This is a genomic window from Rubellimicrobium arenae, from assembly GCF_017916275.1.
Taxonomy (GTDB): domain Bacteria; phylum Pseudomonadota; class Alphaproteobacteria; order Rhodobacterales; family Rhodobacteraceae; genus Rubellimicrobium; species Rubellimicrobium arenae.
The window spans coordinates 75,558-95,103 of sequence record NZ_JAFMST010000012.1 but is presented as its reverse complement, the minus strand read 5'-3'; the positions used below and the strand labels follow the sequence as shown (position 1 = coordinate 95,103).

Genomic DNA, 19,546 nt, shown 5'->3' with positions numbered 1-19,546 from the left:
GTGGACCTGCTCACGATCGCGTAATCACGCCACACAGGCGCCATCTGATGCACAGTCGCCTCTTTGACCACGAATTGTTCCAGTCTCGTCCGTTCGACGGCAAGAACCACGATAATGCGAGTTCAAGACTGCAATGATCCTCGTGATCGGAAATCTCAGGACTTGGGAGCGTGAAGGACGCCCTGTCCCTCGAATCGAAGGTTTCCGTTTCACCAGCTTTGCCCAGCTTGAAGCTGCCCTGAGCGAGTCCCCTGCCCCTGATGTCGTGCTTTCCGCCCTGATGGGCGAAAGCTTCGATGCCCTGGACGTGGCCCGGGTCCTCAACCGATGCGGCTTTGCCGGGCGCTACCGGGCCCTGACGAACGCGCTCCCCAATCTGGACGCCATCCGGCAGGAGGTGCACGAGATCGCCCCCTTCCTGGATTTCGACCTGTACATCATCCGGCGGGCGGCGTCAGCGGGCTGAGGCCCCGCGCAAAGCGTTCCGCATTCTGGGCGTAGTTGCGGGCCGACTGGCGCAGACGCTCGACCGCGTCGTCGTCCAGGGGCCGGACGGCCTTGGCAGGCACCCCCATGAGCAGCTGGCCCGGTCCGAAGGCCTTGCCCTCGGTCACCAGCGCGCCCGCACCCAGAAGGCAGTCCCGGTCGATGGTGGCGCCGTTCAGGACGGTCGCGGACATTCCGACCAGGCAGTTCTCCGCGATCGTGCAGCCGTGCAGCATCGCGCGATGGCCGACCGTGCAACCCGCGCCGATGGTCAGCGGGTAGCCCCAGTCGGTGTGCAGGCAGGACAGCTCCTGGATGTTCGTGCCCTCGCCCACCTCGATCCATTCGTTGTCGCCCCGCAGCACGGCGCCGAACCAGACCGACGCGCGCGGGCCGATCCGCACCCGCCCGATCACCTGGGCGTCGGGCGCGATCCAGGCGCTTGGATGGATGTCCGGGCCCTGCCCGTCCAAGGCCCAGATCACCGCGCGCCCTCGAACTCACGGGCCAGATCGCGCACGAAGCCGTTCAGCCACGGCTGCCGCTCACGGCGCAGACGCTCGACCTCGACGATGTGCCGCACCTTGGAGTCGGTCTCGTCCAGGTCGCGATTGACGAGAACGTAGTCGTACTCGGCCCAGTGGCTGACCTCGGCCATGGACCGGGCCATCCGCCCGGCGATGACCTCGGCGCTGTCCTGCCCGCGCCCGCGCAACCGCCGCTCAAGCTCGGCCATGGAGGGGGGAAGGATGAAGATCGACACCACCTCGCGGCCCAGCAGGGAATTGCGGATCTGCTGCCCGCCCTGCCAGTCGATGTCGAAGATGGTGTCCCGACCCTGCTCCATGGCGGCCTCGATGGGCCGGCGGGGGGATCCGTAAAGGTTTCCGAACACCTCGGCCTGTTCGAGCAGCTCGCCCCGTTCGACCATGGCCTCGAACTCGGGCCGCGTGACGAAGTGATACTCCCGTCCGTCGACCTCCCCCGGCCGGGGAAGGCGCGTGGTGGCGGACACCGAGAAGCCGATGGAGGGATCGGCGGCCAGAAGGCGTCGCGCCAGCGTCGTCTTGCCGGCGCCGGAGGGCGAGGACAGGATGATCAGCAACCCTCGCCGGCTGGGCACGTCCTGGGCCGCCATCCCTTACTCCACGTTCTGAACCTGCTCGCGCATCTGGTCGATGGCGGCCTTGAGGTCAAGGCCGATGCGGGACAGCCCGGATGACGACGCCTTGGACAGCAGGGTATTGGCCTCGCGGTTGAACTCCTGCGCCAGGAAGTCGAGCCGGCGCCCGGACGGCTTGGAGTCGTCCAGAAGCTCGCCCGCCGCGGCGACATGGGCGCGAAGCCGGTCGATCTCCTCCGTCACGTCCGACCGCACGGCGATCAGCGCCAGTTCCTGCGCCAGCCGGCCCTGGTCGACCTCGGGCACGTCCTCGACCACCCGGCGCAGCGCCGCCGTCAGGGCCTGCCGGGCGTCGCCCCGACGCGCCTCGGCGGCCGACGCGGCGTCGTCCACCAGCGCGGCGATGCCGGCCAGCTGCTCCCGCAGGATGGAGTCGAGGGCCGCGCCCTCGCCCTCCCGCGCCAGGACGAAATCGGCCAGCAGTCCATCGAGATCCTCGAGCAGCGCCGGAAGGAGCCCCTCTTCGCCCGTCGCCATGGGCGCCGCCACAACGACGCCCTTCTGGGCCAGGACGTCGGCGGCCGTCGGCTGCGCCAGCGTGACGCCCAGCGCAAAGGCCCGCTGCTGGACATGCTCGAGGGCGGATAGCACCCTATCGAGCTGCGGCTCGTCGAAGGCGAAGCCACCCTCGCCCGCGGCCCGCGACACGCGCAGGTTCAGCGAGACGCTCCCCCTCGAGAGCCGGGCCGTGAGCGCCGCCCTGACCGCAGGCTCGAGCCCCTCGATCCCTTCGGGAAGGCGCAAGCGCAGGTCGAGCCCCCTGCCGTTCACGCTTCTCAGATCCCATTCCCATTCGACGCCGCTGGCGCCTCCACGGCGGCTGGCAAAGGCAGTCATCGAACGGATCATCGGGATCTCCTGGAATTGGGCCCGCGGCCATGTTCGGCAACGCGGGCTGGCAGAAACGCGGGCGGAATTAACCAGTTAACGCTTTGGTAACAAACTCTACCGACAAGTCGTGTAGATTAAGAATCACGTAACCAGTGGTTCAGATCCTCGGAGCGCATCATGGCCGACGACGACATCCATGACTTGGACGAGGGCTTCGATGGCACCGCAGCCGGCACGCTGTCCCATGTTCCGGCAGGACGGCAGGCCATGGCGCAGCTCGAAGCGTATTGGCGCGGCCTGGCCGGCCCCGACGGGGTGCCATACCGCCGCGACCTCGACGCCACCCGCATCGAACCCGCCCTGCCCCACGCCTTCGTCCTCGAACGGGTTGCTGCGGGAATCGCGCGGTTCCGAACCGGGGGGCAGCTCATTCAGAGCCATCTTGGCTTCGATTTGAAGGGCATGCCGGTCTCGCTCCTCTTCTCGGCCGAAGGTCGCAAGACGTTCCACACTTGGCTGGACCGCTGCTTCGACGGCCCGGCGCTGGTGGATCTGCCGGTGGCGACGCGTCGCTTCGGCTTCCGGTCTGCGGCATCGGGTCGATTCCTGCTCCTTCCTCTGCGCGACCAGCAAGGCCACGTCACACGTGCCGTCGGCGGCTTGTTCCTCGACCACTCGGCCCAGTTGGGCAAGGTCAGGTTCGACCTGCCCGACGACGCCCCCCTGCGGTGCGAGATCCTGAGGCCCGCCACCGGTCCGGTCTATGCCGTCGCCGGCGATCGCCGTCCCAAGGGCCTGGCCGAGGCGCAGAAGCCGTATCTGCGGCTGGTCGTCTCGAACCCGTGACGGCACGGGGACGGCGGAACGCTCCGCCGTCCGGCCGCACCCTCAGACCGCTTCGGCCCGTGCCAGACCGGCGCGACGGGCCGACAGCTCCTCGGCGACGAGGAAGGCCAGCTCCAGCGCCTGGCTCGCATTCAGGCGGGGATCACAGGCCGTGTGATAACGGTCGGACAGGTCCTCGTCCGTGACGGCCCGCACGCCGCCCGTGCATTCGGTCACGTCCTTGCCGGTCATCTCGAAGTGGACGCCGCCCGGGATCGTGCCTTCCGCGTTGTGGATGGCGAAGAACTCGCGCACCTCGCGCAGGACGGATTCGAACGGCCGCGTCTTGTAGCCGGACGACGACTTGATCGTGTTGCCGTGCATCGGATCGCAGGACCAGACGACGTTGGCGCCCTCCTCCTGCACCGCCCGGACCAGGCGCGGCAGATGCTCGGTCACGTTCCCCGCTCCGAAGCGCGCGATGAGCGTGAGCCGCCCGGCCTCGTTGCGGGGGTTCAGCCTCGACATCAGCACCTTGAGGTCCGACGCGGTCGTGGAGGGCCCGCACTTGAGCCCGATCGGGTTCTGCACGCCGCGGCAGTACTCCACATGCGCGCCGTCCGGCTGCCGGGTGCGGTCGCCGATCCAGATCATGTGTCCCGACCCCGCAAGCCATTGCCCGGTGGTCGAATCGACGCGCGTCAGCGCCTCCTCGTATTCGAGCAGCAGCGCCTCGTGGGAGGTGAAGAACTCCACCGTCTCGAGCGCATGGGCGGCTTCGTCGTTGATGCCGATGGCCTGCATGAAATCGAGCGTGTCCGAGATGCGGTTGGCCATCTCGCGATACTTCTCGGCCTCGGGGCTGGCGGTGAAGCCAAGGGTCCAGGCGTGGACCTTGTGGACGTCCGCATAGCCGCCGGTCGAGAAGGCGCGCAGCAGGTTCAGCGAGGCCGCCGACTGGAGGTAGGCCTGGAGCATCCGGTCCGGGGCGGGCAGCCGCGCCTCCGACGTGAAGTCGAAGCCGTTGATGATGTCCCCCTTGTAGGAGGGCAGCTCGACGCCGTTCACGGTTTCCATCGCGGCCGAGCGCGGTTTGGCGAACTGGCCTGCGACGCGACCGACCTTCACGACCGGCACCTTGGCCCCGTAAGTCAGGACCATGGCCATCTGGAGGATCACCTTGAAGGTGTCGCGGATGTTGTCGGCCGAGAACTCGGCAAAGCTTTCGGCGCAGTCGCCGCCCTGCAGCAGGAAGGCCTCGCCGCGGGACACCTTGGACAGCAGCGACTTGAGCCGGCGCGCCTCGCCCGCGAAGACCAGCGGCGGATAGGAGGCGAGCCGGGCTTCGACCGCCCGCAGGCCGTCCTGGTCGGGATAGTCGGGCATCTGCACGCGCGGCAACTTGCGCCAGTCGGTCTTCTGCCAATCCCCCATCGGTCCCTCTCCTCGGTCGGGTCGGAGGCGCTGCCCCCGGAATGGGCCGCGATTAGCCGCTCGGGGGGCGCAAGTCCATTCCAAAACTCCCCGATTCAAGGCCGCCAGCGTGCCGGGACAGGGCCGTGTCGCGGGCGGACGGCGTTCCGTCGCCCAGATGCGAACGACATTTGCGTGTCGCTTCCGACAAACCCTTGTGGCTGGGCGGGGAACCTGAGATTATCGTGGCTTGACGGTTGCTTGCCGTCCCCAGGTGCCTTCGATGAACATCCAGCCCCAGATCGTCGAGCTCGAGAGCGTCAGCCCGCGCACTCGGCGCTTCGTTTTCGTCCTGCTCCAGGACTTCACCATGCTCTGCTTCGCCTGCGCGGTCGAGTCGCTCCGGATCGCGAACCGCATGGCCGGGCGGGAGCTTTACACCTGGATCCTGGCGGGGGAAGGCGGCGACAGCGCGGCCTGCTCCAACGGGACGGTGTTCAAGCTGGACACCGACCTGTCCGAACTGTCCCGCGACGACACGGTCATGGTCTGCGGGGGCATCGACGTCCAGGCGGCGACGACCCGGACCATGGTCAACTGGCTCCGGCGCGAGGCCCGGCGCGGGGTCGTGATCGGCGGGCTCTGCACGGCGGCGCACACGCTGGCCAAGGCCGGCCTCCTGGACGGCAAGAAGGCCACCATCCACTGGGAAAACCAGGACTCCTTCGCCGAGGAGTTCGAGGACGTGACCCTGACCAAGTCCGTGTTCGTCATCGACGGCAACCGGATCACCACGGCAGGCGGCACCGCCTCCATCGACCTGATGCTCAAGATCATCGCGGACGACCACGGCGAGGAACTCGGCAACGCCGTGGCCGACCAGCTCATCTATTCCTCTATCCGCACGGACCAGGACACGCAGCGCCTTTCGATCCCGACCCGGATCGGCGTGCGCCACCCCAAGCTGAGCCGCGTGATCCAGATCATGGAGCAGGCCATCGAGGAGCCGATCTCGCCCGCCACCCTGGCAAAGGATGTCGGCCTCAGCACGCGTCAGCTCGAACGGCTGTTCCGCCGCTACCTCGACCGGAGCCCCAAGCGTTACTACATGGAGCTTCGCCTCCAGAAGGCCCGCAACCTGCTCATGCAGACGGACATGAGCGTGATCAACGTCGCCCTGGCCTGCGGCTTCGCCTCGCCGTCGCATTTCTCGAAATGCTACCGTGCCCATTACGGCACCACCCCGTACCGGGAACGAGGCACCCAGGGCACCGCGCGCCTTTCGATCTGACCGCCTGTCGTCCCCTCCCAGGATCGGCGCTTTCTTTTCCCCAACGGCCCGCCTAGCCTGCCGGTAGGATCAACGGTCCTACAGGGAGAAGAATAATGAAGAAATTGCTCCTGGCCGGCTCGGCCATGGTGCTGATGACGCCTGCCGCCTTTGCGCAGGACACAAGCCCCGGCGACGGGCCGAAGATCGGGATCATCCTGGGCTTCACCGGCCCGCTGGAGTCGATCACGCCCTTCATGGCCCAGGCCGCCGAGGTCGCGATTGCCGAGGTGAACGCCGCCGGCGGCATCCTGGATGGCCAGCAGGTCACGTCCGAACGGGCGGATTCGACCTGCATCGATGCCGCCGCCGCGACCGCCGCCGCCGAAGGCCTCGTCAACGCGGGCGTGGATGCCTTCATGGGGGCCGACTGTTCCGGCGTGACAAGCGCCGTCCTGACCAACGTCGCCGTGCCGAACGGGATCGGGATGATCTCGCCCTCCGCCACCTCGCCCGGCCTGTCCACCGCCGAGGACAACGGCCTGTTCTTCCGCACCGCGCCCTCCGACGCCCGCCAGGGGCAGGTCATGACGGACATCCTGAACGACCGCGGGGTCAAGGAGGTCGCGCTCACCTACACGAACAACGACTATGGCAAGGGCCTCGCGGATTCCTTCACGCAGGCCTACACGTCCAGCGGCGGCAGGATCGCCATCACCGCCGCCCACGAGGACGGCAAAGCCGACTACTCGGCCGAGGTGGCCTCGCTTGCCGCGTCGGGTGCCGATATCCTCGTCGTCGCCGGCTACACCGACCAGGGCGGCCGGGGCATCATCCAGAACGCGCTGGACACCGGCGCGTTCGAGACCTTCGTGCTGCCCGACGGCATGATCGGCCAGGACATCGTGGATGTGCTGGGGGATGGGCTTTCGACCTCCTTCGGCCAGTATCCGGGCACCGACAGCCCCGGCGCCGCCCGGTTCCAGGAGATCGCCACGGGGGAAAGCTTCGACGGGACCTCGGCCTTCGCGCCCGAATCCTACGACGCCGCCGCCCTGATCATGCTGGCCATGGAGGCCGCCGGGTCCGCGGACTCCGCCGACTGGAGCAAGAAGGTCGAGGAGCTGGCCAACGCCCCCGGCGAGCAGATCCTGCCCGGCGAGCTATCCAAGGCCCTGGACCTGATCCGGCAGGGCCAGGACATCGACTATGTCGGCGCGACGGCGGTGGAGCTGATCGGAGCCGGAGAGTCCGCCGGCAATTACCGGGAGGTCGAGTTCAAGGACGGCCAGATCGTCACGATCGCCTTCCGCTGACCCCGTGCGTGCCGCAGGGCCGGGCTCCGGCTCTGCGGCCACCCCGGGCAAGATTGCGCAACGGTCCGTTGCCGGGACGATCCGTCCTTCCCGGATGTCGCTGCTCTTGGCTTCTTTTCTTTCGATGACCGCCCGTCTAGCGTGCCCGGCAGCACTGAAGATTCTGTCAGGGAGACGAATAATGAAGAAACTGCTCCTGGCCGCCTCGGCCATGGCGCTCCTGGCTGGCGCCGCCGCCGCGCAGGAGGCCACCGGCGCCGCGCCCAAGATCGGGATCATCCTGGGCTTCACCGGCCCGCTGGAGTCGATCACCCCCAACATGGCGGCCGGGGCCGAACTGGCCATCTCCGAAGTCAACGCCGCCGGCGGCATCCTGGGCGGCCAGCAGGTCACCACGGAGCGGGCGGACTCGACCTGCACCGACGCCGCGGCCGCGACCGCCGCCGCCGAGGGTCTCGTCTCGGGCGGCGTCAACGCGATCATGGGCGCGGACTGCTCGGGCGTGACCGGCGCCGTCCTGACCAACGTGGCCGTCCCGAACGGGATCGGGATAATCTCGCCCTCCGCCACCTCGCCCGGCCTGTCCACCGCCGAGGACAACGGCCTGTTCTTCCGCACCGCGCCCTCCGACGCCCGCCAGGGTGAGATCCTCGCCAACGTCCTCAAGGACCGTGGCGTGACCGACGTCGCCGTGACCTACACGAACAACGACTACGGCAAGGGCCTGTCGGATTCGTTCACCCAGGCGTTCACGGCGGCGGGCGGCACCGTGTCCATCACCGTCCCGCACGAGGACGGCAAGGCCGACTACTCGGCCGAGGTGGCCTCGCTTGCGGCCTCCGGGTCGGACGTCCTCCTGGTGGCGGGCTACACCGACCAGGGCGGCCGGGGCATCATCCAGAACGCGCTCGACACCGGCGCCTTTGAGACCTTCGTGCTGCCCGACGGCATGATCGGCCAGGACATCGTCGACAACCTCGGCGACGGCCTGTCCTCCTCGTTCGGCACCATGCCGGGCACCGACAGCCCGGGCGCGGCCGCCTTCCGCGACCTGGCCGCGGCGCAGAACCTCGACGGCGCCTCGGTCTACGCGCCCGAATCCTACGACGCCGCCGCGCTGATCCTGCTGGCGATGCAGGCCGCGAACTCGACGAACGGCGCCGACTGGACCGCCAAGGTCATGGACATCGCCAACGCCCCGGGCGAGCAGATCCTCCCCGGCCAGCTGGACAAGGCGCTCGACCTCCTCGCGCAGGGCCAGGACATCGATTACGTCGGCGCGACCGCCGTCGAACTGATCGGATCCGGCGAATCCGCGGGCAACTTCCGCGAGCTCGAGTTCAAGGACGGCCAGATCGAGACGATCCGCTTCCGTTGACGTCAAGTTTGAATTGACGTGATCGCACGGCCCGGGCTATGGCCCCGGGCCGTCGCGCATCGAGGGGCCCGCATCGGGTCCACTGCCCAGAAGGGACTTCCCCGCATGATCGAGGTCCACGACCTCCACAAACATTTCGGCGGATTCCACGCCGTGGACGGCGCAAGCCTCCGGATCTGCAAGGGCTCCATCACGGGCCTGATCGGGCCGAACGGTGCTGGCAAGACGACCCTGTTCAACGTGATCGCCGGACGGCTGCCGCCCACCTCGGGCCGCGTCACGATGGGCGGCGAGGACATCACCGGCCTGCCCCCGCACGAGCTCTTCCACAAGGGCCTGCTGCGGACCTTCCAGATCGCGCACGAGTTCTCGTCCATGACGGTGCGCGAGAACCTGATGATGGTCCCCGCCAGCCAGTCGGGCGAAAGCCTGTGGAACGCCTGGTTCCGGCGCGGCCGCATCCGCGAGGAGGAAGCCGCCCTCGCCCGCAAGGCCGACGAGGTCCTGGATTTCCTGACCATCACGCATGTCGCCGACGAGAAGGCCGGAAACCTTTCGGGCGGGCAGAAGAAGCTGCTCGAGCTGGGCCGCACCATGATGGTGGACGCCAAGATCGTGTTCCTGGACGAGGTCGGGGCCGGCGTGAACCGCACCCTGCTCAACACCATCGCCGACGCGATCGTGCGCCTCAACAAGGAGCGGGGCTACACCTTCTGCGTCATCGAGCATGACATGGACTTCATCGGCCGCCTTTGCGACCCGGTCATCGTGATGGCCCAGGGCAAGGTCCTGGCCGAGGGATCGGCCCAGGAGATCATGCAGAACGAGGCCGTGATCGAGGCCTATCTGGGCACCGGCCTCAAGAACAAGGGGGCCGCATGACCTTCCGCGATCCGCTCCAGGACGACCGGGGCAACAACGACGTCACCGTGGCGCGCCCCGGCGGGACCGGCCTCCACGTCGCGGACAACCGGGGCACGGTCCCGTCCGCGGGCGTGGCGCAGGCCTTCCTCGTGGGCGAGGGCATGGCCGGCGGCTACGGCAAGGGCGCCAACATCCTGAACGGCTGCACCATCGCCGCCGAGAAGGGCCAGATCGCCGTCATCGTCGGGCCGAACGGCGCAGGCAAGTCGACCGCCATGAAGGCGATCTTCGGGATGCTCGACCTCCGCCAGGGCTCCATCCGCCTCAATGGCGAGGACATCACCCGGCTTACGCCCCAGGCCCGCGTGGCCAAGGGGATGGCCTTCGTCCCCCAGGTCCGCAACATCTTCCCCTCCATGTCCGTGGAGGAAAACCTCGAGATGGGGGCGTTCCTGCGCCGGGACGACATTTCCTCCACGATCGAGCAGATCTACACGCTGTTCCCGATCCTGAAGACGAAGCGCCGGCAGCCTGCGGGCGAACTGTCCGGGGGCCAGCGCCAACAGGTCGCCGTGGGCCGCGCCCTGATGACCAGGCCATCGGTCCTGATGCTCGATGAGCCGACCGCCGGCGTCAGCCCGATCGTGATGGACGAGCTCTTCGACCGCATCATCGAGATCGCCCGCCAGGGCATCACCATCCTCATGGTCGAGCAGAACGCCCGCCAGGCGCTCGAGATCGCGGACCGGGGCTACGTCCTCGTCCAGGGGGCGAACGCCTTCACCGGGACGGGCAAGGAGCTGCTGGCGGATCCGCAGGTCCGCAAGAGTTTCCTGGGGGGATGAGGATGCGGGCCAGACCACTCGCTTCCCGCGCGGTTGCCGGAGACTTGTCGCCCGGCCAGGGACTCCCGTTCCGTCGCGCCCGCCCCCGAACCCTGCGCCCGCGTTCCCCCGATTTCCTTCTGTCCAGCGAGGCGACCCTGTGATGGACCTCCTCAACGCGCTCGTCACCTTCGCGAACTTCGTCTTTGTCCCGGCGGTGGCCTATGGCTCGCAGCTCGCGCTCGGGGCTCTCGGGGTCACGCTGATCTACGGGATCCTGCGCTTCTCGAACTTTGCCCATGGCGAGACGATGTCCTTCGGGACGGCAATCACGATCATGGCGACCTGGGGGCTCCAGGCCGCCGGGGTCACGGCCGGACCGCTGCCGACGGCGCTGATCGCCCTTCCCATCGGCATCGGGGCGACGATCCTGCTCGTGCTGGGCACCGACCGGGCGGTCTACCGCTTCTACCGCGATCGCAAGGCCGCTCCGGTGATCCTCGTCATCGTGTCCATGGGCGTCATGTTCATCATGAGCGCCATCGTCCGCTTCCTCGTGGGCGTGGAGGACATCCAGTTCGCCGATGGTGAGCGGATGCTGGTCAGCGCCCGCGACTTCAAGACGTGGACCGGTCTCGAAGAAGGGCTCGCCATCCGCACGACCCAGGTGATCACCGTGGTCGTGGCCGCCGTGGCGGTGGCGCTCCTGTTCTGGTTCCTGAACCGGACCCGCACCGGCAAGTCCATGCGCGCCTTCTCGGACAACGAGGATCTGGCGCTCCTGTCCGGCATCAACCCCGACCGGGTCGTCGCCGTGACCTGGATCCTCGTCGCGGCGCTGGCGACCACGGCGGGCGTGCTCTACGGGCTGGACAAGAGCTTCAAGGCCTTCACCTACTTCCAGCTTCTCCTGCCGATCTTCGCGTCGGCAGTCGTGGGGGGCCTTGGGAATCCGCTGGGCGCGATCGCGGGCGGCTTCGTCATCGCCTTCTCCGAGGTCATGGTGACCTACGCCTGGAAGCAGGTCGTCGCCTACGCGAGCTTCGGCGCCTGGGCGCCGGATGGGCTGCTGCAGCTTATGTCCACCGAATACAAGTTCGCGGTCTCCTTCGCGATCCTCATCATCGTGCTGTTGTTCAAGCCCACCGGGCTCTTCAAGGGTCAATCGGTATGACCACTCTTCCCAACACGACCCTGGCCGCGCCCCGACGGGCCGCGCCGAACCTCAGGCCGTTCCTCCTGTACCTCGCCATGGCGGCGCTCATGGTGGGCACCGGCTTCGTGATGGGGTGGAACTACGCGCTGACTGTCATGAACATGGGCCTGATCTCGGCGATCATGGCGCTCGGGGTGAATCTCCAGTGGGGCTTCGCCGGCCTGTTCAACGTCGGGATCATGGGATTCGTGGCGCTGGGCGGCCTCGCGGCCGTGCTCGTCTCCATGCCCCCGGTGGGCGAGGCCTGGGCCGCCGGCGGGGCGCGGACGCTGGCCGGGCTCGTGCTGGGCGTGCTGACGGTCGTGGCGCTCGTGGTCGTGCGACGGCGGCTTGGCACGGGGCGCGGCAAGGTCATCGCCATGATCGCCGTGGGCGTGGTGGGCTTCATCGTGACCCGGATGGTCATGGATCCCGGCACCACCGCCGTCGAGGCGATCTCGCCGTCCTCGACCGGCTACCTTGGCGGCCTTGGCCTGCCGATCCTGCTGGCCTGGCCCGCAGGCGGCCTCCTCGCCGCAGGTGCCGCCTGGATCATCGGCAAGACCGCCCTGGGCCTCCGGTCCGATTACCTTGCCATCGCGACCCTCGGCATCGCCGAGATCATCCTGGCGATCCTCAAGAACGAGGACTGGCTCGCCCGCGGGGTCAAGAACGTGGTCGGCATCCCCTCGCCCGTTCCCCGCGCGATCGACCTCCAGAACGACCCGTCCTTCGTCGCGCGCGCGGCGGACCTGGGCCTGTCGCCCGTCGACGCCTCCACGCTCTGGGTCAAGATCCTCTACATGGCGCTGTTCGCCGTGGTGCTGCTGGCGCTGCTCTGGCTGGCGCAGATGGCCCTGCGGAGCCCCTGGGGCCGCATGATGCGCGCGATCCGCGACAACGAGGTCGCCGCCGAGGCGATGGGCAAGAACGTCACCGCGCGCCACCTCCAGATCTTCATCCTGGGGTCGGCGATCTGCGGGATCGCCGGGGCGATGATGGTGACGCTCGACAGCCAGCTGACGCCGGGGTCCTACCAGCCGCTCCGCTACACCTTCCTGATCTGGGTGATGGTGATCGTCGGCGGGTCGGGCAACAACTGGGGCGCCGTCCTGGGCGGGTTCCTGATCTGGTGGCTTTGGGTCATCGTCGAACCGGTGGGCAACGCGCTCTTCGGGGCGCTGAACTCGGTCCTGCCGCCGGACTCGCTCATTGCGTCGCATCTTCAGGACGCCAGCGCGCATATGCGCCTGCTGACAATGGGCGTGATCCTGCTCCTGGTGCTGCGCTTCTCGCCCCGGGGCCTCATCCCCGAGAAATGAATGCGGCTTGGGGGACGGGGTTCCAGCCCTGTCCCCCCCGCCCGGCTAACGCCGGAGCCGCTTGATGAGGCTGGACGTGTCCCAGCGCCCGCCGCCCATGGCCTGCACGTCGCCATAGAACTGGTCCACGAGCGCGGTGACCGGCAGCGACGCCCCGATCGCGCGGGCGGTGTCGAGGCAGATCCCCAGATCCTTGCGCATCCAGTCCACCGCGAAACCGTGGTCGAAGTGGTCGTCCAGCATGGTCTGGTGGCGGTTCACCATCTGCCAGCTGCCCGCCGCCCCCTGCGAGATGACCTCGACGAGGGCGTGGCCGTCGAGCCCCGCCTTCTCCGCAAAGGCCAGCGCCTCCGACAGACCCTGCACCAAACCCGCGATGGCGATCTGGTTGGCCATCTTGGCCATCTGGCCCGAGCCCACCTCGCCCAGACGGCGGCACACGCGGGCGTAGGCGGCCACGATGGGCTCGGCCCGGGCGTAGTCGGCCTCCGAGCCGCCGCACATGATCGACAGCTGCCCCTTCTCGGCTCCGGCCTGCCCGCCCGAGACCGGGGCGTCCACATAGCCGATGCCCCGCGTGGCCGCAGCGGCGGCCAGCTCGCGCGTGACCTGGGCGCTGACGGTGGTGTGGTCGATGAAGAGCGTACCCTCGGACATCCCGGCAAAGGCGCCGTCCGGACCGAGGCAGACGCTTCGCAGGTCGTCGTCGTTGCCCACGCAGGCCAGGACCGCCCGGGCGCCCTGGGCGGCCTCGCGCGGCGTTGATGCGCTCTGGTGGCCATGCTTCGCGACCCAGGCCTCGGCCCGGGATGGCGTGCGGTTGTAGACGGTCACCGCCTCGCGGCCGGCCAGATGCCCGGCCATCGGACCCCCCATGACCCCCAGGCCCAGGAAGGCCAGCCGACCCTCGCCCGATCCCCTGCTCGTGTCCGCCATGTGCTTGCCCCGCCTCTGAAAGCCTGCCAAACGATTGGCCGCACCCTCCGCCCGCGTCAACCAAGTCCCCCGGAGCCTGTCGTTGGTCACCCTTTTCCGTTGGCTCCTTCGGGTGACGGTCGCACTCCTCGCCCTGGGCGTTGCCGCCTTCCTCCTGATCTACTGGTTCGCGGCGCGCTCGCTCCCGGACTACGACGGCACCTACGAGGTGGCGGGCCTGTCCTCGCCGGTCGAGATCGTGCGCGACCATTCCGACGTGCCGCATATCTTCGGCGAAACGGACGCCGACGTCTTCTTCGCCCTGGGTTACGCCCACGCCCAGGATCGGCTCTGGCAGATGACGCTGCTGCGCCGGACCGTGCAGGGGCGCCTGTCCGAGATGTTCGGCGAGCGGACGCTGGGCATCGACCGGCTCATGCGGCGTCTGGACCTGTATGCCCTGGCGCGAACCTCCGTGGAGGCCCAGGACGAGCCGACGCGGCAAGCGCTGGAGGCCTACAGCGCCGGCGTGAACGCCTGGCTCGGCCAGATCAACGAAGGCGCGCTGGGCCGCGGCGCGCCCGAGATGTGGATCTTTCCCCAGGCGATCGCGCCGTGGCAGCCGGCCGACTCCGTCGCGATTCTCAAGCTGATGGCGCTGGAGCTGAACGGCCATCTCGAGGCCGAGGTCCTGCGCGCCCGCGTCTCGCTCGTGCTCTCGCCCGAGCGGCTGGCCGACATCCTGCCCGACGTGCCTGGTAGCGGCGTCGCCGCGCTTCCCGAATACGCCGCCCTCGTGCCGGGCGTGCAGCCCAGCTACGCCGAGGCCACGCCGCGCGATCCCCTGTTCCCGAATCGCGGGCTGCCCTTCGCCGGGGCCTCGAACGCCTGGGCCGCCGGGGTGTCCCGGTCCACCTCCCGTTCGACGCTCCTGGCCAACGATCCGCATCTGGGCCTGACGGCCCCCTCCATGTTCTACCTCGCGCGGCTCGAGCTTCGGACCGGGGGCGTCATCGGCGGCACCATCCCGGGCCTCCCGCTCGTGCTGACCGGGCGGAGCGCCGACCTGGGCTGGGGCATCACCTCCAGCTACCTCGACGACCTCGACGTCTACGCCGAGGAGGTGAACCCCCAGAACGCCCAGGAGTACCGCACGCCCGATGGCTGGGCGCCCTTCCTCACGCGCGACAGCATCATCGAGGTCAAGGACGCCCCCGCCGTCACGGTCCATCTCCAATGGACGGACAACGGTCCCGTCCTGGGGCCCGAGGACTTCGACCTGGGGCTCGTGCGGCCACCGGGCCATGTCATGTCGATCGCCTGGACGGCCCTGTCCGACCATGACACCACCATGAGCGCGGCCATGCACCTCATGCGCGCGCACAATGTGGAGGAAGGGCTTGAGGCTGGCAGGCTCTTCGTCGCGCCGTCGCAGAACCTCGTCCTGGCCGACCGCAACCGGATCGCGATGACCACGCTCGGCGCGATCCCCGACCGCGATCCCGCGCATCAGAGCCAGGGCCGGATGCCGACCCTCGGCTACGTTCCCCAGAACCGCTGGAAAGGGCTCAAGCCCTCATCGGCCAACCCGGTCTTCCTCGACCCGCCCGGAGGGGTGGTCGGGAACACGAACAACAAGATCCTCGACGCCCCCTTCCCGGACAACCTGTCCTTTGTCTGGGGCGACAGCCAGCGGGTGCAGCGCTGGCAGTTCCTGATGCAATCGCGCGAGATCCACACCCGTGACAGCTTCATCGAGGCGCAGCTCGACACGGTCTCGCCGGCGGCGCGGACGCTCCTCCCGCTGGTCGGGCGTGATCTCTGGTTCACCGGAGAGGCCGCCGCGTCCGGGACGCCCGAGCGCCAGCGCCAGCGCGCGCTCGAGCTCCTCGCCGAATGGAACGGCGAGATGAACGAGCACCTGCCGGAGCCGCTCATCTACTCGGCCTGGATGCGGGCCCTGCAGGAGCGCCTGATCCGGGACGAGCTGGGTCCTCTGGCCGACGAGTTCACCCATGTCGATCCGCTCTTCATCGAGCGCGTCTTCAAGGACATCGACGGCGCGTCGGTCTGGTGCGACGTCAAGCAGTCCGAACCGGTGGAAACCTGTGACGACATGGCCCGGGAATCGCTCGACGACGCGCTGGTCTGGATCGCGGAGCACTACGGGACCGCGCTGGAGTCGCTGCGCTGGGGCGATGCGCACGAGGCCGCGCAGGATCATCCGGTGCTCGGATCGACGCCGCTGCTGTCGTGGTTCGTGAACATCCGCCAGTCGACCAGCGGCGATGACCAGACCCTCATGCGGGGCCTGACCTCGGGAACGGGGCCGAACCCGTTCCTCAATGTCCACGCCGCCGCCTATCGCGGAGTCTACGATTTCGCGGACCCGGATTCGTCAGTGTTCATCATCTCGACCGGGCAGTCGGGCCATCCGTTGTCGCATCACTACGACGACCTCGGAGAGTTGTGGCGCCGGGGGGAGTACATTCCCATGTCGCTCGACCCCGCGCTGGCGCGCGCCGCCGCCGTCGCCGTCACGCATCTGGTGCCCGCGCCGGTGGCCGCGCCCTGATCGGGGCGTCCACCACCGGCCGGATAGCGGAGGATCAGAGGGTCTGGAACCGGTCCCGCTGCCGCGCGGTCCAGCTGACCCGCATCCAGGTCCCGCGCTCCTCGTCACGTTCCTCAAGGACCAGCCGGTTCTCGTGCAGCCAGGCGCGTTGGCGGCCGGCCGCGAAGGGCACCACGATCTCTTCTTCCGTGCGCGGCTCGTCAAGCTGGCGCGCGACCTCGGCGAGCAGCGCGTCGAGCCCCTCCCCGGTGATGGCCGAGACGGGGAACACCGCGGGCTCCCGTCCGGCCTGCGCCTCGATCGAGGACCGCGATTCGGGCGTCAGGAGGTCGGTCTTGTTCCAGACCTCGATCAGCGGTGTCGCTTCGGTGACGCCGAGGCTCTGAAGAATGGCTTCGACGTCACGGGCCTGGGCATGGGTCTGGGGATGGCTGATGTCGCGGACATGGAGGATCAGGTCCGCGTCCAGCACCTCCTCGAGGGTGGCGCGGAACGCGGCCACCAGCTCGGTCGGCAGGTCGCTGATGAATCCCACCGTATCCGACAGGATGACATCCAGCCCGGCCGGAAGCCGGATCCGCCGCATCGTCGGGTCCAGCGTGGCAAAGAGCATGTCCTTCGCCAGGACCTCCGCCCCGGTGAGGCGGTTGAAGATCGTGCTTTTCCCGGCGTTGGTGTAGCCGACCAGGGCCACGACCGGGAACGGCACCTTGGCCCGCGCCGCGCGATGGAGGCTGCGGGTCCGTCCCACGCGGTCGAGCTGCCGCCGCAGCTTGATGAGCTGGTCGTCGATGGCGCGCCGGTCGGCCTCGATCTGGGTTTCCCCGGGCCCGCCGACAAAGCCGAAGCCGCCGCGCTGCCGTTCGAGGTGGGTCCAGGCCCGCACGAGGCGGGTGCGCTGGTAGCTCAGGGCGGCCATCTCGACTTGAAGGACCCCTTCCCGGGTCCGGGCGCGGTCCGAGAAGATCTCGAGGATCAGGCCCGTGCGGTCGAGGAGCTTGACGCCCCATTCCTTCTCGAGGTTGCGCTGCTGAACCGGCGACACCGGCCCGTCCACCAGGACCAGCTCGACCTCATGCTCCTTGAAGCGGGCACCCAGTTCCTCGATCTTGCCGGACCCGAACAGCATGCCGGGATGCACGCGGCCAAGGCGCACGATCTCGGACCCGACGACGTCGAGCCCGGGCAAGGCGGCGGCCAGAGCCACCGCTTCGCCCAGGGCGGGTTCGGCTGGCCGAGCGTCGCGATCCCCCTTGATGTCGGGGTGGAGAACCCAGGCCCGGGTCTCCCTCTCGCCCCGCTCCAGCAAGGCCTACTCGTCCCCGTCGTAGAGGTTGATCGGCTGGGCCGGCATGATGGTGGAGATCGCGCTCTTGTAGACGAGTTGCGACTGGCCGTCCCTGCGCAGGAGCACGCAGAAGGAATCGAACCAGGTGATCACACCCTGCAGCTTGACGCCATTGATCAGAAAGATGGTGACGGGGACCTTTGTCTTTCGGACGTGGTTGAGAAAAGCGTCCTGAAGGTTCTGTTTGCTGTCGGCCATTCCGGCTCCCGTCTTCTTGCGGCCCTGCATAGGGGGGCCGTCCCCCTCAGGATCACTATGTCGTGCGGGAGCGGGGGATTCCATCCCCGCCGGATGTAGCTGGGCCACAACTGTTGCCGGTTTGCCCTGGGGGGCGGCCGGCCTCGGCGCAAGTCCCAGCACGCGCCGGGGCGCAGGGCTTTGACTCTCGTCGCTCGACATCATCCTTCCTCCGCATAGACGAGCCGCGGCGTCGTCTTGAGCCCGGTCACGACGCCGAGCGACTTCAGCTTACGGTGTAGCGCGGAACGTTCCATCCCCACGAAGGCCGCAGTGCGCGAAATGTTCCCGCCGAAGCGGTTGATTTGCGTCAGCAGGTACTCTTTTTCGAAGAGTTCGCGGGCTTCGCGGAGAGGCAGCGTGGCCAAGCCGCCCGACAGGACGACCCGGCTTTCGTCCGAGCCGCCCTCGTCGGCCGAGGGCAGCTCCTTGGCGCTGATGTCGCCGGTCGCGTCGCCCAGGATAAGGACCCGCTCGATCACGTTGCGAAGCTGCCGCACGTTGCCCGGCCACAGCATGGTCTGGAGAAGCGCCCGCGCATCCTCGCCCAGCTTGCGCTGGGGCAGGCCCTGGGTCCGGTTCAGCACCTGGATGAAATGCTCCGCCAGGAGCGGGATGTCCTCGCGCCGCTCCTCGAGCGAGGGCACGTGGATCGGCACCACGTTGAGGCGGTGGAAGAGCTCCTGCCGGAAGGTGCCCGCCGCGATCGCGGCCATCAGGTCGCGGTTCGTCGAGGAGATGACGCGGAGGTCCACCTGCACCTTGTCGGTGCCGCCCACCCGGGCGAACTGCTGGTCCACCAGCACCCGCAGGATCTTGGACTGCGTTCCGAGGGGCATGTCCGCCACCTCGTCGAAGTAGATGATCCCGCCATGCGCCTGCTCCATCAGGCCCTTCTCGACGCCTTTTCCGGCGGTCTCCCGGCCGAACAGGACCTCCTCGAACCGCTCCGGCGCGATCGAGGCCGAGGACACGACCACGAAGGGGCCGTTCGCGCGGTTCGAGTTGGCATGGATGTAGCGCGCGGCCGACTCCTTGCCGGCGCCCGGCTCGCCCGTCAGCATCACGCGTCCGTTCGACTTGGTCACCTTGTCGAGCTGCGACCGGAGCTGCCGGAACGAGGCGGAGTCGCCCAGCATCTCGGCCTTCTGGGAATCGCCGCGCTTCAGCGCGATGTTCTCCCGCCGAAGCCTCGACGTTTCCATGGCGCGACGGACCACCACGAGGAGCTGCTCGATGTTGAAGGGCTTCTCGATGAAGTCGTAGGCGCCCTGCTTGATGGCGGCGACGGCGATCTCGATGTTGCCGTGGCCCGAGATGATGATGATCGGGATCTCGGGATGTTCGCGCTTCACGGCCTTGAGGATGTCGATTCCGTCCATCCGGCTGTCCTTGAGCCAGATGTCCAGGATCATCAGGGACGGGACGTCCTTGGCGATCTCGGCCATGCACTGGTCCGAGGTCCCGGCAAGCCGGGTGGAGTAACCCTCGTCCTTCAGGATGTCCGAGATCAATTCTCGGATGTCGCGCTCGTCGTCGGTGATCAGGATGTCGCCCATCTCTT

The 19,546-nt window shown here is 68.3% G+C and carries 18 protein-coding genes; 10 read left to right on the top strand and 8 right to left on the bottom strand.

What is annotated here, in order from left to right:
- Positions 1-133: 133 nt before the first annotated feature.
- On the top strand, positions 134-466 hold the full coding sequence (locus J3P31_RS17785; protein ID WP_210529854.1) for a hypothetical protein: 333 nt from the start codon (positions 134-136) through the stop codon (positions 464-466).
- Here J3P31_RS17785 and J3P31_RS17780 read toward each other — a convergent pair.
- The 3 genes from J3P31_RS17780 to J3P31_RS17770 are packed head-to-tail and all read right to left on the bottom strand — an operon-like array spanning position 438 to position 2,518.
- Positions 438-971: a gamma carbonic anhydrase family protein gene (locus J3P31_RS17780; RefSeq protein WP_210529853.1), complete on the bottom strand. Its 534-nt coding sequence runs from the start codon at positions 969-971 to the stop codon at positions 438-440. The two genes, J3P31_RS17785 and J3P31_RS17780, sit on opposite strands and share 29 nt — an antisense overlap.
- The gene (gene gmk, locus J3P31_RS17775) at positions 968-1,624 is read right to left on the bottom strand and encodes a guanylate kinase (protein WP_210529852.1); all 657 of its coding nucleotides are present in this window, start codon (positions 1,622-1,624) and stop codon (positions 968-970) included. Before gmk ends, J3P31_RS17780 begins: the two co-directional genes overlap by 4 nt.
- Before the next feature lie 3 nt (positions 1,625-1,627).
- Positions 1,628-2,518 carry a YicC/YloC family endoribonuclease gene (locus J3P31_RS17770; RefSeq protein ID WP_210529851.1) on the bottom strand — a complete coding sequence of 297 codons (891 nt, stop codon included), beginning with the start codon at positions 2,516-2,518 and terminating at the stop codon, positions 1,628-1,630.
- Between the two features lie 159 nt (positions 2,519-2,677).
- Here J3P31_RS17770 and J3P31_RS17765 point away from each other — a divergent pair, with 159 nt between their 5' ends.
- On the top strand, positions 2,678-3,346 hold the full coding sequence (locus tag J3P31_RS17765; RefSeq protein ID WP_210529850.1) for a PAS domain-containing protein: 669 nt from the start codon (positions 2,678-2,680) through the stop codon (positions 3,344-3,346).
- Between the two features lie 42 nt (positions 3,347-3,388).
- On the opposite strand, the gene J3P31_RS17760 is transcribed toward J3P31_RS17765, so the two are convergent.
- Complete coding sequence (locus J3P31_RS17760; protein WP_210529849.1) at positions 3,389-4,759, bottom strand: class II 3-deoxy-7-phosphoheptulonate synthase; 1,371 nt, start codon at positions 4,757-4,759, stop codon at positions 3,389-3,391.
- A 262-nt stretch (positions 4,760-5,021) separates the two neighbouring features.
- Between J3P31_RS17760 and J3P31_RS17755 the strand changes: the two genes are divergently transcribed.
- The 7 genes from J3P31_RS17755 to J3P31_RS17725 all read left to right on the top strand — a co-directional run bounded on the left by J3P31_RS17755 (position 5,022) and on the right by J3P31_RS17725 (position 12,907).
- Positions 5,022-6,029: a GlxA family transcriptional regulator gene (locus tag J3P31_RS17755; protein WP_210529848.1), complete on the top strand. Its 1,008-nt coding sequence runs from the start codon at positions 5,022-5,024 to the stop codon at positions 6,027-6,029.
- 95 nt (positions 6,030-6,124) lie between these two features.
- A complete protein-coding gene (locus tag J3P31_RS17750; RefSeq protein ID WP_210529847.1) occupies positions 6,125-7,324 on the top strand; it encodes an ABC transporter substrate-binding protein in 1,200 nt (399 codons plus the stop codon).
- Positions 7,325-7,505: 181 nt separating this feature from the next.
- A complete protein-coding gene (locus J3P31_RS17745; protein ID WP_210529846.1) occupies positions 7,506-8,702 on the top strand; it encodes an ABC transporter substrate-binding protein in 1,197 nt (398 codons plus the stop codon).
- A 105-nt stretch (positions 8,703-8,807) separates the two neighbouring features.
- The gene (locus J3P31_RS17740) at positions 8,808-9,584 is read left to right on the top strand and encodes an ABC transporter ATP-binding protein (RefSeq protein ID WP_210529845.1); all 777 of its coding nucleotides are present in this window, start codon (positions 8,808-8,810) and stop codon (positions 9,582-9,584) included.
- Positions 9,581-10,411 carry an ABC transporter ATP-binding protein gene (locus J3P31_RS17735; RefSeq protein ID WP_210529844.1) on the top strand — a complete coding sequence of 277 codons (831 nt, stop codon included), beginning with the start codon at positions 9,581-9,583 and terminating at the stop codon, positions 10,409-10,411. Before J3P31_RS17740 ends, J3P31_RS17735 begins: the two co-directional genes overlap by 4 nt.
- 142 nt (positions 10,412-10,553) lie before the next feature.
- Entirely contained in the window at positions 10,554-11,564 is a 1,011-nt protein-coding gene (locus J3P31_RS17730) for a branched-chain amino acid ABC transporter permease (RefSeq protein ID WP_210529843.1), read from the top strand.
- A 77-nt stretch (positions 11,565-11,641) separates the two neighbouring features.
- Positions 11,642-12,907: a branched-chain amino acid ABC transporter permease gene (locus J3P31_RS17725; RefSeq protein ID WP_246849629.1), complete on the top strand. Its 1,266-nt coding sequence runs from the start codon at positions 11,642-11,644 to the stop codon at positions 12,905-12,907.
- A 45-nt stretch (positions 12,908-12,952) separates the two neighbouring features.
- Here the strand turns inward: J3P31_RS17725 and J3P31_RS17720 are convergent, their stop codons facing one another.
- The gene (locus tag J3P31_RS17720) at positions 12,953-13,843 is read right to left on the bottom strand and encodes an NAD(P)-dependent oxidoreductase (protein ID WP_210529841.1); all 891 of its coding nucleotides are present in this window, start codon (positions 13,841-13,843) and stop codon (positions 12,953-12,955) included.
- Between the two features lie 82 nt (positions 13,844-13,925).
- Here J3P31_RS17720 and J3P31_RS17715 point away from each other — a divergent pair, with 82 nt between their 5' ends.
- Entirely contained in the window at positions 13,926-16,397 is a 2,472-nt protein-coding gene (locus J3P31_RS17715) for a penicillin acylase family protein (protein WP_210529840.1), read from the top strand.
- Between the two features lie 34 nt (positions 16,398-16,431).
- Here the strand turns inward: J3P31_RS17715 and hflX are convergent, their stop codons facing one another.
- From hflX to ntrX, 3 genes are all read right to left on the bottom strand, one after another.
- Positions 16,432-17,703, bottom strand: coding sequence for a GTPase HflX (hflX, locus tag J3P31_RS17710; RefSeq protein WP_497006763.1), 1,272 nt, complete (start codon positions 17,701-17,703; stop codon positions 16,432-16,434).
- Between the two features lie 6 nt (positions 17,704-17,709).
- The gene (hfq, locus tag J3P31_RS17705; protein ID WP_139075918.1) at positions 17,710-17,943 is read right to left on the bottom strand and encodes an RNA chaperone Hfq; all 234 of its coding nucleotides are present in this window, start codon (positions 17,941-17,943) and stop codon (positions 17,710-17,712) included.
- 200 nt (positions 17,944-18,143) lie between these two features.
- Entirely contained in the window at positions 18,144-19,541 is a 1,398-nt protein-coding gene (gene ntrX / locus J3P31_RS17700) for a nitrogen assimilation response regulator NtrX (RefSeq protein ID WP_210529838.1), read from the bottom strand.
- Positions 19,542-19,546 lie beyond the last annotated feature (5 nt).

Excerpts from the sequence above, each read along its gene's own strand:
- J3P31_RS17785 (WP_210529854.1), top strand. The coding sequence starts at position 134 with ATGATCCTCGTGATCGGAAATCTCAGGACTTGGGAGCGTGAAGGACGC.
- gmk (WP_210529852.1), bottom strand. The coding sequence starts at position 1,624 with ATGGCGGCCCAGGACGTGCCCAGCCGGCGAGGGTTGCTGATCATCCTG.
- J3P31_RS17770 (WP_210529851.1), bottom strand. The coding sequence starts at position 2,518 with ATGATCCGTTCGATGACTGCCTTTGCCAGCCGCCGTGGAGGCGCCAGC.
- J3P31_RS17765 (WP_210529850.1), top strand. The coding sequence starts at position 2,678 with ATGGCCGACGACGACATCCATGACTTGGACGAGGGCTTCGATGGCACC.
- J3P31_RS17760 (WP_210529849.1), bottom strand. The coding sequence starts at position 4,759 with ATGGGGGATTGGCAGAAGACCGACTGGCGCAAGTTGCCGCGCGTGCAG.
- J3P31_RS17755 (WP_210529848.1), top strand. The coding sequence starts at position 5,022 with ATGAACATCCAGCCCCAGATCGTCGAGCTCGAGAGCGTCAGCCCGCGC.
- J3P31_RS17750 (WP_210529847.1), top strand. The coding sequence starts at position 6,125 with ATGAAGAAATTGCTCCTGGCCGGCTCGGCCATGGTGCTGATGACGCCT.
- J3P31_RS17745 (WP_210529846.1), top strand. The coding sequence starts at position 7,506 with ATGAAGAAACTGCTCCTGGCCGCCTCGGCCATGGCGCTCCTGGCTGGC.
- J3P31_RS17740 (WP_210529845.1), top strand. The coding sequence starts at position 8,808 with ATGATCGAGGTCCACGACCTCCACAAACATTTCGGCGGATTCCACGCC.
- J3P31_RS17735 (WP_210529844.1), top strand. The coding sequence starts at position 9,581 with ATGACCTTCCGCGATCCGCTCCAGGACGACCGGGGCAACAACGACGTC.
- J3P31_RS17730 (WP_210529843.1), top strand. The coding sequence starts at position 10,554 with ATGGACCTCCTCAACGCGCTCGTCACCTTCGCGAACTTCGTCTTTGTC.
- J3P31_RS17725 (WP_246849629.1), top strand. The coding sequence starts at position 11,642 with ATGGCGGCGCTCATGGTGGGCACCGGCTTCGTGATGGGGTGGAACTAC.
- J3P31_RS17720 (WP_210529841.1), bottom strand. The coding sequence starts at position 13,843 with ATGGCGGACACGAGCAGGGGATCGGGCGAGGGTCGGCTGGCCTTCCTG.
- hfq (WP_139075918.1), bottom strand. The coding sequence starts at position 17,943 with ATGGCCGACAGCAAACAGAACCTTCAGGACGCTTTTCTCAACCACGTC.
- ntrX (WP_210529838.1), bottom strand. The coding sequence starts at position 19,541 with ATGGGCGACATCCTGATCACCGACGACGAGCGCGACATCCGAGAATTG.